14 protein-coding genes are annotated in these 18,814 nt (G+C 35.0%); 9 read left to right on the plus strand and 5 right to left on the minus strand.

What is annotated here, in order from left to right:
• Position 1 precedes the first annotated feature (1 nt).
• Genes FJR03_RS09420 through FJR03_RS09435 form a run of 4 tightly spaced genes read left to right on the plus strand, consistent with a single transcriptional unit; the run spans position 2 to position 5,609 of the window.
• Entirely contained in the window at positions 2–424 is a 423-nt protein-coding gene (locus FJR03_RS09420) for a PAS domain-containing protein (protein WP_193113253.1), read from the plus strand.
• A gap of 2 nt (positions 425–426) precedes the next feature.
• On the plus strand, positions 427–2,085 hold the full coding sequence (locus FJR03_RS09425) for an Hpt domain-containing protein (protein ID WP_193113254.1): 1,659 nt from the start codon (positions 427–429) through the stop codon (positions 2,083–2,085).
• 3 nt (positions 2,086–2,088) lie between these two features.
• Positions 2,089–5,220 (plus strand): hybrid sensor histidine kinase/response regulator, encoded by a 3,132-nt coding sequence (locus FJR03_RS09430; protein WP_193113255.1) that lies wholly within the window; start codon positions 2,089–2,091, stop codon positions 5,218–5,220.
• Between the two features lie 11 nt (positions 5,221–5,231).
• Positions 5,232–5,609 (plus strand): response regulator, encoded by a 378-nt coding sequence (locus tag FJR03_RS09435; protein ID WP_193113256.1) that lies wholly within the window; start codon positions 5,232–5,234, stop codon positions 5,607–5,609.
• 22 nt (positions 5,610–5,631) lie between these two features.
• Here FJR03_RS09435 and lon read toward each other — a convergent pair whose 3' ends face one another.
• Both lon and FJR03_RS09445 read right to left on the minus strand, forming a co-directional pair.
• Positions 5,632–8,049, minus strand: coding sequence for an endopeptidase La (gene lon, locus FJR03_RS09440; protein WP_193113257.1), 2,418 nt, complete (start codon positions 8,047–8,049; stop codon positions 5,632–5,634).
• Between the two features lie 12 nt (positions 8,050–8,061).
• Positions 8,062–8,799: an outer membrane protein assembly factor BamD gene (locus tag FJR03_RS09445; protein WP_193113258.1), complete on the minus strand. Its 738-nt coding sequence runs from the start codon at positions 8,797–8,799 to the stop codon at positions 8,062–8,064.
• 167 nt (positions 8,800–8,966) lie between these two features.
• Between FJR03_RS09445 and FJR03_RS09450 the strand changes: the two genes are divergently transcribed.
• The 5 genes from FJR03_RS09450 to hpf are packed head-to-tail and all read left to right on the plus strand — an operon-like array spanning position 8,967 to position 15,210.
• Entirely contained in the window at positions 8,967–12,671 is a 3,705-nt protein-coding gene (locus FJR03_RS09450) for an InlB B-repeat-containing protein (RefSeq protein ID WP_193113259.1), read from the plus strand.
• A gap of 2 nt (positions 12,672–12,673) precedes the next feature.
• Complete coding sequence (locus FJR03_RS09455) at positions 12,674–13,270, plus strand: type II secretion system protein (RefSeq protein ID WP_226962204.1); 597 nt, start codon at positions 12,674–12,676, stop codon at positions 13,268–13,270.
• A complete protein-coding gene (locus tag FJR03_RS09460; protein WP_193113261.1) occupies positions 13,270–14,175 on the plus strand; it encodes a type II secretion system protein in 906 nt (301 codons plus the stop codon). Before FJR03_RS09455 ends, FJR03_RS09460 begins: the two co-directional genes overlap by 1 nt.
• Positions 14,151–14,618, plus strand: a complete 468-nt coding sequence (locus FJR03_RS09465; protein WP_193113262.1) for a hypothetical protein — start codon at positions 14,151–14,153, stop codon at positions 14,616–14,618. Before FJR03_RS09460 ends, FJR03_RS09465 begins: the two co-directional genes overlap by 25 nt.
• A 58-nt stretch (positions 14,619–14,676) precedes the next feature.
• Complete coding sequence (hpf, locus tag FJR03_RS09470; protein WP_193113263.1) at positions 14,677–15,210, plus strand: ribosome hibernation-promoting factor, HPF/YfiA family; 534 nt, start codon at positions 14,677–14,679, stop codon at positions 15,208–15,210.
• Here the strand turns inward: hpf and recG are convergent.
• The 3 genes from recG to FJR03_RS09485 form a co-directional block, all read right to left on the minus strand.
• A complete protein-coding gene (gene recG, locus FJR03_RS09475; RefSeq protein ID WP_193113264.1) occupies positions 15,202–16,986 on the minus strand; it encodes an ATP-dependent DNA helicase RecG in 1,785 nt (594 codons plus the stop codon). The two genes, hpf and recG, sit on opposite strands and share 9 nt — an antisense overlap.
• 81 nt (positions 16,987–17,067) lie before the next feature.
• Positions 17,068–17,952 carry a glycine--tRNA ligase subunit alpha gene (gene glyQ, locus FJR03_RS09480; protein WP_193113265.1) on the minus strand — a complete coding sequence of 295 codons (885 nt, stop codon included), beginning with the start codon at positions 17,950–17,952 and terminating at the stop codon, positions 17,068–17,070.
• A 63-nt stretch (positions 17,953–18,015) separates the two neighbouring features.
• The gene (locus tag FJR03_RS09485; protein WP_193113266.1) at positions 18,016–18,813 is read right to left on the minus strand and encodes a hypothetical protein; all 798 of its coding nucleotides are present in this window, start codon (positions 18,811–18,813) and stop codon (positions 18,016–18,018) included.
• Position 18,814: the final 1 nt, after the last annotated feature.

Below are 18,814 nucleotides of genomic sequence, written 5' to 3' on the forward strand. Positions count from 1 at the left end.
GATGGAAAAAGTTACTCCTACTGATGAAGAGTACATGTTTGAAGACTTGGTGATAGTAAGTCAAACAGATGAAAAAGGTATTATCACTTATGCAAACAAAGCATTTTGTGAAGTTTCTGGTTATAGCGTAGAAGAGCTTATAGGCCAGCCTCATAACATCATTCGACACCCTGATATGCCCGCAGCTGCATTTGAAAAAATGTGGAGTACGATTCAAGGTGGTCAAGCATGGAACGGTATTGTAAAAAACCTAAGAAAAGATGGTAGATACTACTGGGTAGATTCAGAAGTCTTACCTATAAAAGATAACGATGATAAAATCACCGGTTATATCGCTGCAAGGCGCGCCGCATCAAGAAAAGATATAGTGGATACTGAAGAAGCTTATCAAAAAATGTTAGAAGCAGTAGAGAATAAGGGGTAATAATGCTGATATATAATTATAAAAAAGAGTTTATCGGAATCGATGAAAAAGACTTAAAAACCTTAGGAGTTGAAGACTTAGCACAATTAAGGTCTGAAGCTGCAGACTTTGCTGATCTTTTTGTAAAAACACCTGGATATGTACATAATTTCCAACATGTGCACTGGATCGATTATATTGCCTGTGCCGACTCTACTGAGCAACCTAAGGTTATTATCAATGCCAAAGGCAATCTTTTTAAAGCAGATGTAAGTATAGCTACATGTTACCTTGCAGATAATCCTGTCGAAAAAGGTTACCTTGTTAACCTTAATCACCTAAGAGTTCTTACAGATACAGAAAAAAGTACAGTATCTGGTGATCTACTTGAAAAACATCCATCTCCAGCAGCTGCTGAAATTGAGCCTATCCATTTTGAAACTGTTACAACACCGACAAAACCTCAAACTCCTGTCACTGAAGAGGTTTTAGAAGATGAGTATGATACTCATGCTATCGAGGAGACAACACCTGCTCATGAAGAACATCATAAGCCTTTAGATGTAGGTGACTTAAGTGTTGATGATGTTGTAGATGAAGCATTTGACCTTCATCCTGAGTTAGCACCGAAAGAAGAAGCTCCTGCACCTGAAGATATAATTGAAACTCCTGAACCATCGCTAGTTGAGGAAACAGTTCCAGAGATTATTGAACAACCTGCTGCTACTCAAAGAGCAAAACATAAAGAGTTAGACCCAGAACTTGAAAAAGCAATTCATAGTGATTATGTTTATAATCCACAAATAGCATCTGATGAATTAGGATTACCGTTAGACCTAATTGAAGAATTTATTGAAGACTTTATTAATCAAGCAAAAGAGTTTAAACCTAATTTATACAATGCTTTAGACGAAGGTGATATTGATAATGTAAAAATTCTTTCTCATAAATTAAAAGGAGTTGCAGCAAACCTTCGTATCGAAGATGCTCTTGAAGTTTTAACGACGGTAAATACAACTTCTGACCTTAGTATAATTAAAAGAAACCTTGATATTTTCTATATTATTATCGCAAAACTTGCAGGGGAGGAGATAAATCTAGATGAACCTGCTGTAGAGGATGAAGAGCTTATTCTTGATTTTAAAGATGAACCTAACGACTCTTTTGAAACACCTGAGGAGATATCAATTGCTGATGAAGAGATAACAATAGCAGATGCTGATGTACCGGAGCAGATTGAAATCCCTGAACTAGCAGATGACAATTTTGTGGCTCAGGATGATATGCCGATCGAGTTTGATAATGATCTCGATGCTGATAAACTTGAAGTTGAACTTGATGAGCCATTGTCTTTAGATGAACCAATATCAAGTAAAGCTTTTGACAAAGATTCAATAGCGCAAGAGATAGGACTAGATAGTGAAAGTTTTAACGAACTGCTTGATGATTTCAGCGGTGAATCAAAAGAGATTTTAGCGAATATCAAAAACGGCATACAAAATTCAGATCTTGACATTGCTAAAGGACAGCTTCGCCAACTTAAAAGTATGAGTGACAATATTAGATTCTCAGAATTATCCAATGAACTCCAACAGCTTTTAGATTCTGATTCGACAGATGAGATATCTATTGCCTTAACTAAAGTTGAAGAACTTTTACAACAAATCTCTACAGAGGATTAACAGATGCAACTAGGACTTAAAAATAGACTTAGATTAATTTCATTACTGCCTATTATTATTCTATTTTCTATTACGAGTTACTTCGTTTATGATTCGTATGAAAATTATAAAGCTGCGCAACAACTGCAAGACAGGCTTTCTGCAAATAGAGAGTTAAATACCCTTGTTAACAACATATCTCGTGAAAGAGGTATGACTGTAATGTATCTTGGAAACTCTTCTCCAAATACATTAAAGTCTCTTATCAAGCAAAGAAAAATAGTTGACGATCAAGCAAAACTATACTTCAAACATATCAATACACAGGCTGAAAAAGAGCATTCTCTAGCCTTAAAAAAAGAGTCAAAAGAACTTGAAGATGCGATCAAAAAAATTGTAGCAACACGTCATTTGGTTGATGAACAAAAAACGAACTTTACTGATGTGTATGAAAAAGTTTATGGTACTGCACAAAATATTGCAATCAAACAACTTGAAGAGATTACTGAAGATCAGCTAGACTCTCAAATCAATGATTACTCATTCAAATACCTTACATTAGTAAGAGCAAATGAGTTTACGGCAGCAGAAAGAGACTTTATCTCTTTTGCAATTGCACGTTCTACAGAGTTAGATGAAGAGGAAGTAAATAGATGGATTCACCTTGTTTCTAAAGCAGATGCTATCAATTACGATACATTAAGAGATGAAAAGCTTATCCAAGAACTGGATGAAATTTTTGTTGATGAAGATGCATTAGAACTTTTTGATGATATTAATACTGAAAGAGCTTCAGTTATGATCTCTGCAGCAGCTGGTGAATATGAAACAAATCCAGGTATCTGGTTTGCAATGCTCTCTGAGAAAACAAATCTTTTATCTCAAGCACAAGAAAAAGTTTTAAGTGCAATGGATAATAGAGCTGTTCAAGTAAAAACAGATGCTCTTCAATTTCTTACAATTACGCTCACTGTTTGGCTTGTTTCTATTATTCTTGGTATTTTAGGATACTTACTCTCAAATGAGATTGCTAAAAACATCAAAAATCTTGAAGAGATTCTTATTCGTGTTGCGGAAGATGCAACAGAACATGATGCTGAAAGTATCAATCTTGATACTGCAAGAGGTACAACAGAGGCATATAACCTTCTTGAAAAAATTATTGAACAGACTAGACTAGATAAAGAGATGGCGCAAGAAGCCAGTGAAGCGAAATCTATGTTCTTGGCAAATATGTCTCACGAGATCCGTACACCGCTTAACGGTATTGTTGGATTTACAGAGCTTCTTAAAGATACTGGTCTTAAAGAGGAGCAACAAGAGTTCGTTGAGATTATTGAAAAATCATCAGAAAATTTACTTGAAATTATCAATAATATTCTTGACTTATCTAAAATCGAATCTAACAAACTTGAGATCGAAGATATTGTTTTCAACCCTATTGAAGAGTTTGAAAGTGCTGTTGAAGTATATGCCGTTCGTGCAAGTGAAAAACATATCAACCTTGGATGTTTTATCGATCCTGATCTTGAAACTCCAATCAAAGGGGATCCAACTAAAATTAAAGAGGTTATTATTAACCTTCTTTCAAATGCCGTTAAATTTACAAGCAGTTCAGGTGCTATCAATGTTGATATTAGAAAACTTGAAGCGCCTCAAGAAGGGATCACACGTATAAGATTTGAGATCCAAGATAGCGGTATCGGTGTAACTAGTGAACAAAAAGCAAGAATCTTTGAAGCGTTCTCTCAAGCCGATACTTCAATTACACGTAAATACGGTGGTACTGGGCTTGGACTTACAATTTCATCAAGATTTATCGAACTTATGGGTGGTCAGCTTGATCTTCATAGTGAACCTGGTGAAGGTACTACATTCTTCTTTACAGTTGATTTTGAAGAAGTTGAACCAACACAAGACTCATCAAAAGGTGCTTTCTCAAGTATCAATGCTCTTGTACTTGAATCTGCACATAAACAAAAAACTCAAGATAGATACTTACGTGAATATCTTGACTTTTACGGTGTTAGCTATACACTGTTTAAAGACCTTGGCGAACTTGAAACATTACAAAGACAGGTAAGTTACGATCTTCTTTTTGTAGACTATGACTATACGAATGAAAATGATTTAAATGCATTTAGTTCTATGCCAGAAGAGTTAATTCTCTTAACTAAATCGTACTATATGAGACAAATAGACTCAATGGGGCTAGATATATTTAAAACACTCTATGAGCCTCTAAATAATACTAAGTTAAAACTTACACTTGAAAACTTTAGCAGTTCAAACTTTAGTGCTAAAAAGTCTAAAAAAGTAAATCGTAAAAAATATAATGCAGAATCTGCAAAATTCAATGCAAATGTATTAGTTGCGGAAGATAATATCATCAATCAAAAACTGATTAAAAGAACATTAGAAGATTTAGGTTTAACTATCGATATTGCATCAAACGGTCTTGAAGCATTCCAAAAACGTAAAGATGGAAACTACGATTTAATCTTTATGGATATTCAGATGCCTTTCCTAGATGGTATGGAAGCAACAAAAGAGATTTTAGAATACGAAGAGGTTTATAACCAACCTCATGTCCCTATCTTGGCTTTAACTGCTAATGCGCTTAAAGGAGATCGTGAAAGATTCCTTGAAGCAGGATTAGATGAGTATACGACAAAACCTTTAGTACGTGCAGAAATTGTAACTTTACTGAATCACTTCTTGGCTGATTATATTGTTTATGAAGAAGAGATTACAGACGCTCAAGAAAACAGTAGTGAAACTGTTGAAGAACCTATTGTAGAAGAGCCTGTAGTTGAAGTAGCTGAAGTTGAAGAGATTCAAGAAGTTCCGGAGATCGAAGAGACAACTACTCCTGAAGAGGTTGTGGCATATGATGCTGACGTACTCATTGCAAACTATAGTAAGTTCAATACAAAACTGTTTGCAAAAATATTAACAGATCTTTCATTTGAATATGATACTGCTAATACAGAGGATGTGCTTAATGAAAAACTAGATACATATAAATATAAAGTGATTTTAGCTGATACTTTCTTCCAAAATGCAGTAAAAGATCATACAGATACTGATGTACTTGTTTTTGAAGATTCAGTTAATAAAGATAAATTAAAAACTTTATTAGAAAAATATATGTAGAGGAAAAGATAATGACACAAAAAGATTTAGTAGTACTTGCCGTAGATGATGATATGATTAACTTAAAATTATTAAAGTCTATGCTTTTAAAAACAGGAAATGTAAAAGAGGTAATTGAAGCTAAAAATGGTTCAGATGCTATCGGTGAGCTCAAAGGGCGTAATGATATCGACTTAATTTTATTAGATATTATCATGCCTATTATGGGTGGAATTGAAATGCTTAAAGTTGTACGTGCTGATGACTCTCTTCGTCAACTTCCTATCATTGTATTAACAACGGATGAGACTAAAAAAGCTGAAGCATTAGAAGCTGGAGCAAATGGATTTTTAATGAAGCCAATTAGAAACGATGAATTACTCGCCAAAATGGAGACTGTAATCGTTTAGTATTTTTATAATAAAACAAGTTCTATACAAGAACTTGTTTTAACACCTCGTCTATTCTTTTCACCCCAATAATTTCCATAGCATCTTTAACCTCTTGAGGTATTTCATCAAGGTCTCTTTCATAATTCTTTTGTGGTATTAATACTTTTGTCATATCTGCTTTATGTGCAGCAATAAGTTTTTCTCTTAAACCACCTATCGGTAAAACATCACCGTTTAAAGAAACTTCACCTGTCATTGCAACATCTGAACGAATCTTTGCAGAACTTAGTATAGAAGCGATAACACTTACCATAGCAATACCTGCACTTGGACCGTCTTTTGGAGTAGCACCATCTGGAACATGGACATGAAGGTCATAGCGCTTATATACTTCACTCGGATCTATTTTAATTCCATCCTCTTTCTCCTTAAACGTTACAGGGATATTCTCTGCAGAAATTTTAAGTTTTCTTGTATCTATTAATGTTTTAACTACACTAAAAGCTATACGTGCAGATTCTTTCATTACATCACCAAGACTTCCAGTTAGCTGCATGGTCCCCTTCCCTTTAATACGGATAGATTCTATTTTTAAAACATCTCCACCTACAGCTGTCCATGCTAAACCGTTTACCACACCTATAACAGGCACCTTGTCTGTTTTTTCGATTTCAAATACACTTTTATCAAAGAACTCATTCAAGTTTTTAACACTTACCGAGATCTTAGAGAGCTTACTATTTTTGAGCATCATAAGAGCCGCTTTTCTACTCATCTGTGCAACTCTACGACGTAGGTTACGTACACCAGCTTCACGTGTATAACTATGAATTAACTCTTTTAACGCAGGTTTTGAAATAGTTAGCTCAGATTTTTTGAGTCCATGCTTTTTCAACTCTTGCGGAATAAGATATCTTTTTGCGATCTCATACTTCTCTTGAGGTGTATATGAACTAACCGTAATAAACTCCATTCTGTCAAAAAGAGGTTTCGGGATACGTCCAACATCATTTGCCGTTGCAATAAAAATTACGTTTGAAAGATCAATATTAAAGTTTGTATAATAATCACGGAACTCACTGTTTTGTTCAGGATCTAAAATCTCTAAAAGTGCCGCTGTTGGATCACCGCGACCGTTACGTGTAACTTTGTCGATCTCATCAAGTACAATTACAGGATTCATCTTCTTTGCATCAATTAAACCTTGAACAATACGTCCCGGCATAGCACCCACATATGTACGTCTATGTCCGCGAAGTTCATTTACATCTTCCAAACCGCCTAAAGCGATACGAACGAGTGGACGCTTGAGTGCTGAAGCGATAGAGTTTGCCAAAGAAGTTTTACCTACACCCGGAGGTCCTGAAAAACAGAGAATAGCTCCTGCTGATTTTGTCTGCTTTATACCACGCAGTTCAAGTAACTCTTTTACTGCAAAATACTCAACAATTCTCTCTTTCGGTTTTTCTAAAGAGTAGTGATCTTTATTGAGCTGATCTTCAACCTTGTTAATATCTAAAGATTTCTTACTTATAGAACCAAAAGGGATCTCCAATACCCAGTCAAGATATGTTTGCGTCATAGATGCATCTGAAGAATCCGGATGCATTCTTGAAAAACGTTCAAGCTGTTTACTTACCTCTTTATAAGCATCTTCCGACATCTTTGATTTTTTCGATTCGAGCTTTTTACGATACTCTTCGATCTCTTCATCACGTGCAGTATCGGTTCCGAGCTCTTTTTGGATCTGTTTTAACTGCTCTTTTAAAAAGTACTCTTTGTTTACTTTTTCAATGTGAGTATGTACTTTAGAACGGATCTCTTTTTGCAGTTTATTTGCTTCAATCTCATCAATAAGATAATCAATTAAATCTAAAAATCTTTTCTCCGTATCTGTTTCTATAAAGAGTTTATATGCCTGCTCTTTTTTTAACTTTACAGTTGAACAGATAAGATCGATTATACGATTATGATCGTGGTTTTCTTCGATCGTACGCAGAAGATCCGGTGGGAAATAGTTACTAACCCCTGAAAGTGTACGTACTTTTTCACGAACAACCTCTAATATAGCATCTATTTTTAAGCTGTTTACCTCAACAGATGGGATAACATCAACATGAGCTATTAAAGGTTCATCTGAAACCTTCTCCAACATTTTAGCGCGTGCTAAACCTTGAAAAAGTACTTTTACACGCCCGTCAGGCAAAGAAACTTTTCTCATAATAGAACCAACTACACCCGCATCATAAAGAGAGGCGTATTCTCTCTCCCCGTCATGTCCCGGTTTTGTTGGACAAACAATCACTAAAGAGTTATCTTCTATCGCTTTTGTAGCAGCATTTATATTTTTTTCATCATTTAAAAAAAGTGGAGATATCATAAATGGATATAAAAAAATATCATCCTCTGCGATAACAGGAATATCAGCAGGAAATTCTCCGTAATTACTTAGTTTCATATCTAACCATCCTTATTTCGTAGAATTATTGTCTTGTATAGAATTTCTTGAAACAACACTTTGCGTTTCAGGTATCATAAAACCGTACCAACTTGCAGTTCCATCACCTTCAAACCACTCTCTATACCAAGGGCTGTTCGCTTTATCGATCTCTTCCCAATTGATCCAAGGTTCAGGTTTAATATCTCTATAGTACTGTGCAGACTTATATTTATCTACCCTGTCATATAAAGAAGCAATCGTTTCATTTAAAGCAGCTTCTGAAAGATACAGTTTTGTAAGCATTGAATCTACCAATGCATAATAATCAGAAGTAGGATAATTTCTCTTAAACGCTTCAGCAGCTTTGATTGCATCGTTAATAAGAACCTGATCACGTCTTGGGTTTGGCAATGAAAGATATTTCGCTTTTATCTTTAAAAACTCTGCAAATTCTCTCTCATTTTCATTCGCATATCGTTTTATATACTCATCTAAAAAATGTTCGCTTAAAAGATACTCCTCCTCATACATATGAGCAATTGCAAGTATCATTGTTGCTTCCGGTAATAAAGGGGAACCAATATGTTCACCTTGAAGTGATGAATAATAATCATCCGCTTTATCTATATTTCCATCCGATATAGAACTGATTATCTTACCATACCAGTAAATAGCCGGCTTGTTATACTCCTCAACATCTTTAGAACATCCACTAAACAACAGCAGTGTACTTATAAAGAAAAAGAAAAGGTTCAATCGATTTTGCATAAAATATTCCTATTTAATAATTAGTATTGTTATTTTATCCAAAAGATATATAATAGTGTTTAAAGATAGGGAATTATATTATTTTAAAACTATTTAAGCTATACTTAAGTGATAAAGTTAGACAATTTAAAATTAAGCAAGTGTACTAGCTATTAAAGGATAATAAGATGGATAATCATACTCATTTTCATAGAATTACGAAGTCTAGTCATAGTTTTATAACTAATGTTTTTTTCCTCTTTAGCCTATTATTAGCTCTGTCATCAAATAGTTACGCAGCCCAAAGTCTTATTTACGATGCTAACGGTGGAACTGGAACCGTACCTCCTACTGTTACATATAATAACGGTAATACCGTAACTGTTTATGATGATAATGGATTAACAAAAACAGGTTATGAGTTTGGCGGTTGGAATACAACTGCGAATGGTTCAGGAATCACCTATCAACCTGGCGATACATTTACATTTGGTACAACTGAGATAACACTTTATGCAAAATGGGATTCAAACACTTCCACGACACCTCCTACCCCTGTAACTTGTGCTAATGGTGCGACCCCAATTTATATAGATGAGACAAATCCAACTATAATAGGGGAAGGTCCATTAGATGATAGATGCTATGCCTTTCAATACACTAATCACGATGTTGGCGGTAGTGTGCAAATTTATTACTGGTCAGATTCTGCTATAGATATTAACCAAACTATTGACACCTTCAGTGAGTCCTTCGCTCTTTCAGCTAATACTGATACTACTAAGGGACCATATACCATGGATGCTGGAGATAGCTTAGTACTTGAGGTAGAGAGTATCAATAACAATAAAGAATACTCTATCATTATAGATTATGTTCCCAATATAGAAACAGTTAATGACTCCTACATCGTTGAAGTAGGAGATACACTCCATGCTAATGTTTTATCCAACGACAATAATTCAACCAATATCTATATTGACACAACTAATTCCAATCTACCTGGCATCCAAGCAGATGGTAGTTTTACATACAATGCTATTAGTGTAGGTGAACATCTTTATTACTATACTGCAACTAATGGTACAGATTCACTAGAAGAAAATGTATTAATAACAGTCCTTTCAGATAATGCCTGGCCTAGTACTTGTTACGGCTACTATTACAGACAAGGTGACAATACAAATTTACCTACAACAAATCCTCCGAGCATATCGGGTAACTTTGCTACAGATGAAAACATTTCGGTGACTGTTTATATTAAAAACGTAGCGGATGATTACAATACGACTATTCCTTCAATGTCTTTAAATATCCAAGATCCATCAAGTGATCTCAGTTATTCAGGACCATCTACCATTTATAAAAGTACACCTACGGAAGTGAATCAATACTTTTTTGCACAGTTTTTATTAACACCGCAAACAACAGATACAATTGACGAAGCACTTGATATGAATCTCACAATCTCTGGAACAACCGGCCGTTTAGGACATGAAATAGCACAATGTGGCGGAGGTCTTGATACTATTTATGCACCATTTTGGGGGAGATTCAATGTTTTATCAAATCTTGCTACTTTTCAAAACTACTATAATCTTCCAACACAAACAACAAAAAGGTTTGAAGAGTTCAACATTGCCTCTTATGCATTAGGTAGTGACTTCACACAAGCATCTGAAGTTGCCACTATGGTAGGTGTTGAGATCATAGATACATCTGAAGTAGATATCAATATTGCTTGTCAAGATGAAACAGAGGGTCGTTCACTTACAGATAGAATATGGATAAGATTTGGAGGTGGTAACAACTACGATACTAATATAAGTAGTCTCCTAGTTAATTATGATCTTTTAGAAGAAGCAATAAATGAAAATCCTAATAAAGAAAAGACCCTTACTCCGGAAGATTTTTATAAAGTTGCCAGTAAAAATGCTGCATACCGTATAAGTTATTATGGTGCAGCTGATGATGAACTTTTACAATATACAGAAGCTGGGAATAAGTATGTTATCAATAACTTCCCAGAAGTGGTTCAAGATATCGGAACGTGTGTAGATGAAGTACTATCACCTGTTGGAAATTCTGATAATTTACAACCAACAATCCGGGTTGCCGTTGCATGTGGTAATGCCGGTAATACAGGGATTAGTTATAAACATTTACAAGCATGTTTAGAGTGTTTACATGGTAAGTCTTACGTATGTTCAAGAGACAACTTTGCGATCAGACCGGAAGCATTTATGATGCACCTTAAAGATCAAAACCAGTCTAATCCTGCATTACAAACAGATATAACAACACTAAGTCACTCAGGTTCCATAGATGCATCAGCTCCTGAACTTAGCCTTGCTGCCGGTTATAACTACAATCTTGAGATAAATGCTACAAACCATATTGACAATGAATCATCTCCAGGGTACACGACATATCCTGCACCTGCAGTTTTTGAGTGGAATCCGGCCTCTACAGTTTTCTGTAACGATACTTCAGACCATACTACTCCTGTTTATTTTTCAAATGGTGCAGCAGATCTAAATGCTTCAATTAATCAAGTTGGTAGATATACATTTGGCTTTAATGATACTACTTGGACAAGTGTAGACAGCAATGAATCATTTCAGGCTCATCACACAGGGGATCATTTTAAGGCTAACCCTGACTTTGACTGTACACTAAATAGTTCTATCGTCCAAGTACAAGGTTCTCCTTCGTTAAATGGTTGTACTATCTCTTCTCATCATATAAACCTTCAAACTGATGTAGTTTATAACGATTATAATATGACTACACACCCTTATAAATTCACTGTTACAAACAATATTTTATCTGTCGGTCTTACAGATACACAAGGGAAAAATTTTGTTTATATGGCAAATATTGAGAACAACGAAAGTGTATCTGTTCACCTAGATACCAATATATCTGCTCAAGGTTACAATGATAGTAACCTATCAAACTATACAGGTGAAATAAATGCCAGCGGTTTTGCATGTTATGCACAAGATACACTTTTCGGTATTGGTAAAAGTGCGACAACTTCTACTTTACTTCCTTTTAGATATCGTATTCACGATTTAAATGCAACCGGTGCTATTATCGTGGCTTTTGATAATACTTATCCTGATATAAATAACTCTGTCATAGCTGAAGGTAATCTTACAGGAACTCCGATTGAGACAATACCAGCTGAATATTGGAGAAAAGCACAAAACGGTCAACTATCTCTTAGAACCAATCTTAACTTTGATCGTAATATCAGCCGTGCTGTAAACCCTGAAGATATTAACTATACCCGTTTCGATATGAATAACACGCTAAATTTATTCAGTGCAGATTTAATTAATAATAAATATACAGATATAAATAAAGACACCAATGAAATAGGTCAGGTTATCCATCATTATTATGGAAGAAGCCATGCTGCAAAACAAAGATATATAGTCCCAGATGACAGCCCTTATACGGCAAATCTTTTTTATGAAATATATTGTTATGACATAGGCTGTAACCTCTCATCTTTACCGAGTAGTTCACATACCGACGATATAAGATGGTACCGAAATACTCTACATAACACCTCAAACGAAGGTAACATCACTAATGTAAGTGAAAAAGACTATACACATGTAACTACATCTAACTTAAACACTACAACAAATCCAAGTAAAGTTGATTTAAGCTATGACGCCTATTTCGGATATCCATATCAAACAACTATGGATATGAATACTTCAAATTGGCTTATTTACAATCCAGATGATGAAAATGCAACTGTGAATGAATTTCAAGCAGAATTCAATAAAGCCGGAGATTGGAGTGGGGAGCATGAAACTAATTCTACGACAAATGTAGAAGCCGGAAAAAAAGCAAATAGGAGAATAAATTGGTAACAATGACACACTCTATCACAAAAAGATCTGCTTTTACAATGATTGAACTGATCTTTGCTATTGTAATTATTAGTATAGTTGTTTTATCCTTACCTACTTTTATGCAGGTATCTGAAAAGAATGTAGAAAACAACCTTGCACAGGAAGCTATATTTGCAGCTTCTGCAGAGTTAATGGGTTCAACAAGCGTATACTGGGATGAAAACTCCATGCAAGATTCAAATTTTAGTGCATTATCAAGAGTTATAGATATTGGTGACGATTGTAATACTACTACAAAATTGCGTCCCGGTCATATCAATCAACCGTTTCACAGACGATGCTTAGATGATCTTACTACTACTGCAGCCAATACTAGTGGTGGTGATGCTTATAATCTGAATGACCTTGTACATACACCTCATACTGCTTTCACTCAAACAAGTGATGCTTCTGGATATAAAACAAATTATAATAGTGCTTTAAGCGTTACTCAAAATAATGATATCAAAACTGTTACAGTTACTATTACAGATCCTGACGGTAATGTGGTAACTAGATTAAAATCACAAATAGCAAATATCGGTGAAGTTGAACCATATAAGAAAAGGATGTTCTAATGAAAAAAAATGCTTTTACAATGTTAGAACTAATATTTGTCATCGTAGTGATGGGTATACTTGCAAAATTTGGTATAGAGCTTCTTGCTCAAATATATAATAACTTTATATACAATAGTGTCAACAGTTCTCTTCAAGAAAAAAGTCAAAATGCAGTAGAAATAGTTGGAGGACGTTTACAATATAGAATTAAAGACTCAATCATTGCAAGACAAAGTGCAGATGATACTAACTTTACCTCATTGTCTACTGCTAATAGTGACGATTATAATATACTTGAATGGGTGGCAACTGATATTGAAGGCTTCAGAGGGCAAACACAACCTTTATGGAGTGGTATAATTGACCTTGATGACTCAAATGCAACCCTGCTTATAACTCCAGAAACAAATACAACAGCCATAGATGCCTTAATAGATACACTTTCTGATGGTAATTCTGATTTAACAGATGCTGCTATATATTTTCCCGGTTCAAATACAAATGTACTTACAGGTTATGGTTGGCAGCGTCCTGCAATAAAATTTACAGACCAAAACCATACGATGCACCCTATAAAAGCAGGTACGAACATTTATGAACTTATCCCAAGAAATGGAGATACTAATGATGATAATAACCTAAGTGGTATTGATGTATATGAAAACTATCAGCTTGCATGGACTGCTTATGCAGTTGGTATAAACAATTATGATGATACAAATAAAACAGGTACTCTCACACTTTGGTACGATTATCAGCCATGGGAAGGTGAAAAATATACTGACGGTACTCCAAGAATACTTATGGAAGATGTTAGTTCATTTAGATTTAGAGCACTAGGTTCTGTTGTACAAATTCAAGTGTGTACAAAGTCAGATCTCGTAGAGGAATACTCAATATGCAAAGAAAAAACAATATTTTAAATAAACATAGAAACGGCCTGGCAATGATTATGGCAATTATCATTATGGTTGCGCTTGGTACCATTGGAGCCTTGTCTTTAAAACTAATTTCGCAAACTACTAAAACAACGACAGATATTTATCTGTATGAGCAGGCATCTATCTATGCAAAAAGTGCGGCAGAACTTGCACTTTTAGACATTGCTAAATATGGCTGTTCTAATAACTATGACGTAACCTTTGGTAATAGCACAGAAATTCAGTATGATGCAAATGTAACTATGCAGTATATATATACCAACAATTCCGGACCTGCTGGATGTAATATCTATACTCAAACGACACCAGTTACAACTACTGAACAAAACGGTTCTGTAATGATGGATATTACCGTTACACTAAGTGATGAAAACTTAACTACAGAACCAATAAGATACTTTAGAAGAACTATCCAAAAACTCTAAGATTATTGGTTATTTCTAAACTTATAAATGCTATAATTCAATAAAAAAGGATTATAGTATGAATATCTCTTTAACTGGTAGAGGCTTAGAACTTACTGACACTATCAAAGATCATATGAGAAGCTCTATTGATGCTCTAAAAAAATATAATATGGACATTATCTCTGCAAACGCAGTTGCAAGTTCTCAACATAAAAAAGGGAAAGAGCACTTTAATGTTGAATTTGTTTTAAATCTTCCTCAAAAACATACTATTGTTATTAGTCAAAATGACGGCGACCTTCATGCTGCAATTGACATCGCTTTAGAGCGTGCAGAAAAAGCACTTCGCCGCCTACATGATAAAGAAGTTGATCACCATAAAACTGGTTTAAACGAGATCAAATCTGAAGATGTAGATGTTAAAGAAGTAGCAGCTGAACTAGAAGATGAAATAGTTCCTGTAGAACTTGACCTTTACAAACCGCGTGAAGTTGAAGATGTTTTAAATGACCTAAAAGAGTCTGGAAAAATGTTTGATATCTTCATCGACAACGAAGATAAAACTCGTGTTCTTTACAAAAGAAACGACGGTAAATTCGGTCTATATTAATAGGTCATTTTTCACTTCAGAAACAATATCCTCATCAAGTGCGAAGTCAAAATATTTAAACTGGCTTCCGCTTTGATTTATCCCTTTTAACAGATCCCCGCTTTTTCTATAACGTAAATCTAAATTTGCTATATCAAATCCATTTGTAGTTTTTACAAACTCCTCTAACCTTTTAGACTCTTTTTGGTTTGTATATAAATAACAATACCCTTTTAAACCTGTCCGACTAACACGACCACGTAATTGATGTAGTGTTGAAAGCCCTAATCTCTCAGCACCTACAATGACAACAGTAGTTAGCCTTGGTAAAGATATACCCACTTCTACAACCGTTGTAGCAATTAAAATATCACCACGCTCTCTGAAATCTAGTAAAACATGCTCTTTCTCTTTATCTTTTCCATGGGTCACATATACATTCTCAAAGTTTTTTTCCCAATACGATCGAGCTTCATCTATACTTTGATACTCTAAAGCTTCACTCTGCTCCACCAATGGATATACAAGCAGTATTTGATTATTTTGCGCTATTTCATTTTTAATATGTTCTAGTAAATCTTTAAAGTCACTCTTGTGGATTACTTTAGAGTCTATATCTTTTTTATAAGGTGTAGAAGTGATCAAACTCACATCAATATGAGCCGCTTCGATCATCGCCTGCGTTCTTGGAATTGGTGTTGCCGAAAACTGTAGATAGTGTGGCTTTTTCTCCCCTGAACTCACCAGCTTCTCCAACATATTTCTCTGAGCAGTACCAAAACGGTGCTGTTCATCTACCATCACAACTCCCGCTTCGGGCAACTCTCGATAGAGCAGTGCATGCGTACCGATAATAAAGTCATATTCACTCAGATCCGTCTTTTTCGTCTTGTTTGTAACAAGTACACACTTCATGTCCAAAAACTTCTGAGCCTCTTCATAAAGTTGGTTTGCAAGTATCGTAGTGGGTGCCATCAAAATGCTTTTATAAGGCATCATCATATAGGCACTCGCAAGAATTACCATTGTTTTACCACTACCAACATCACCGACAACCATACGTCTTGCAGCTACATCTTTAGAGAAATCGTTTTGAATATCTTTAATAGCATTTTCTTGTTCAGGTGTAAGTTCAAAAGGGAGTTTTTGTGCCCAGGGTCTATAATCACTCTCTTTAGAGATCTGTGTCTGAAAGTATCTTCTTTTTTTTGTTAGTTGTGCAAGGTATATAAAAAGCTCCAGATATTTCAGTGCACGTACACTTTGTTCACTTAACTCTTTTTGTGGCAGTTCTAGGGGGAAGTGAAGTTGCAATACTTCATCAATTACACTCTCTTTAAGCCCCTCTATGAGTAGATTTTCTTTTGTAAGCAGTTCTGCTGCAAGCCGGCCCATTACATCATTTCTCAAAGCTGTTTTATATTTTGGAGTAATCTTCCCAATCTGGGTAATCTTCTTTGGCATACTCATAGAGCAATGCCCCATTTTACAATCTATAAGACCGTAAAAAAACTCTCTGCTGCCAACACTGAAGGCATGCATCATATACGGTTTAGGCTTAAACATCACACCTTGAACACTATGTCCAAAGTTATGTGCAAAAAAAGTGATTTGAAGTGAATTTGGTGCACGATATACAGACTCGATCGTAGCATCTATAACTTGTGCTTTGCCAGGGTCTAAAGTGGAGTTTATACGATAGTCTTCGTAAGAATGAGGAACGTTAAGTGCCAACTCCAATAAAGAGTTGATACCCAGTTTTTTAAATTTGGCCTCTTGATCTTTTGAAAGTTCCATCCCCGTCTCTTTTTAGCTATATGGGAAAAACTATATCAAAAGTTTTATTAGAAAGGACAAAAGATTGCAAAATGCAATATATTATCCGTTTACTCTTTTATTTCTTTCCTCTTCTTGTGCTTTGTAAAGTTCCGCACATCCACGAGAAAGTTCACGAATTTTTAAGATGTAGTTTTGTCTCTCAGTTTGCGAGATAGCTTTTCTTGCATCAAGAACGTTAAATACGTGTGAAGCCATCATACACAGATCATATGCAGGTAACGGAAGTCCTGCTTCAAGTGTTCTTAGACACTCTGCACTTTTTGCATTGAACTCATCAAAAAGCATAGCAGTATCTGCTACTTCAAAGTGATATTTCGAAAATTCTACTTCACTCTCTTTATGTACATCTTTATAATATGTTTTGTTACCGTCTTTATCGATATTCCATACAATATCAAAAACAGTGTCAACACCTTGAAGATACATAGCAAGACGCTCAGTTCCGTATGTAATCTCTGCAGTTACCGGTTTACACTCAATACCACCAACTTGTTGGAAGTAAGTAAACTGTGTAACTTCCATACCGTTTAACCAAACTTCCCATCCAAGTCCCCATGCACCAAGTGTCGGAGATTCCCAGTTATCTTCAATAAAACGGATATCATGTTTAGATACATCAAGACCTAAGTACTCTAACGATTTTAGGTATAACTCTTGGATATTATCCGGTGATGGTTTTATAATCGCTTGAAACTGATAGTATGAGCCAAGACGATTTGGGTTTTCGCCGTATCTACCGTCAGTCGGACGACGTGAAGGTGCTACATATGCAGTAGCCCACGGTGTTGAATCTAGTGATCGAAGAAAAGTAGCAGGGTGAAAAGTTCCAGCCCCAGCAGGGATATCGTAAGGTTGAACAATGTTACAACCCTCTTTCATCCAAAATTCTTGTAGTTTTAATAACATTTCGCTAAATGTAATCATTCGTTTATCACCTCAAAATTAATTGCGAAAGTATACTATAGAGTCGCTTTTTAATTTATAAAGTTAGTATTTGATCGAAGCGCCAATCTTTATATATTTATCATTTGTTCTGCTATCAGGCTCATAAATATTTTCATAATAATCTCCATCTATGTATCCACTGAGAAAATTCGATCTCTTAATCACCTGTCTTGAATAGATGTATTCTATAAAAAAGTTTACTTCATCAGTATAACTGTACTCTACAGGGATACTTAATTCAAATGTATTGGCACTTCCCAGTTTAAACTCATCACTGATACTATTCGCAATCATTGTTGGAGCAATTCCATATTTATATTTTGCAATTACTCCAATATTAAAATTATCTATAAGCTCTTTTGAAACACCTACAATCGGTGTTATATAGAACCAACTATATAGTTCGTTTTGAATACTTGAGAGCTCTCTATACCATGCATGATACCCTGCCCCCGCTCCATATATTAAATCTATAGCTGAAAACTCTTTTTTCATTGTATAATCAACGCTAAAATCATATAAAATATTAAAAGTTGTCCCTTGATATGGTTCTCCAGTCTTAATTTTAAAACCGTCATAATTACTATTACCAGTAAGTCCAGAAAAATTAAACTCTAAATTTGAACATCCATAGTTACTGCATGATAGGTCAAGACCGTATCCAAGTTCAAAGCCTAAAATAGAGTTTGAATTTTCACTATCTGCAAAATTTCCATAAACATCAGTTTCAGTATAATCCAGCTCCATATTAACTAGCGAGATCGAAAAAGTTCCATTTCCTGCATATAAATTTGCAGACAAAAGCGCTAACGTTGTCATTTTTAAAACTAAATTTTTCATA

It is taken from the genome of Sulfurimonas marina (assembly GCF_014905095.1).
In the GTDB taxonomy this organism is placed as follows: Bacteria; Campylobacterota; Campylobacteria; order Campylobacterales; family Sulfurimonadaceae; genus Sulfurimonas; species Sulfurimonas marina.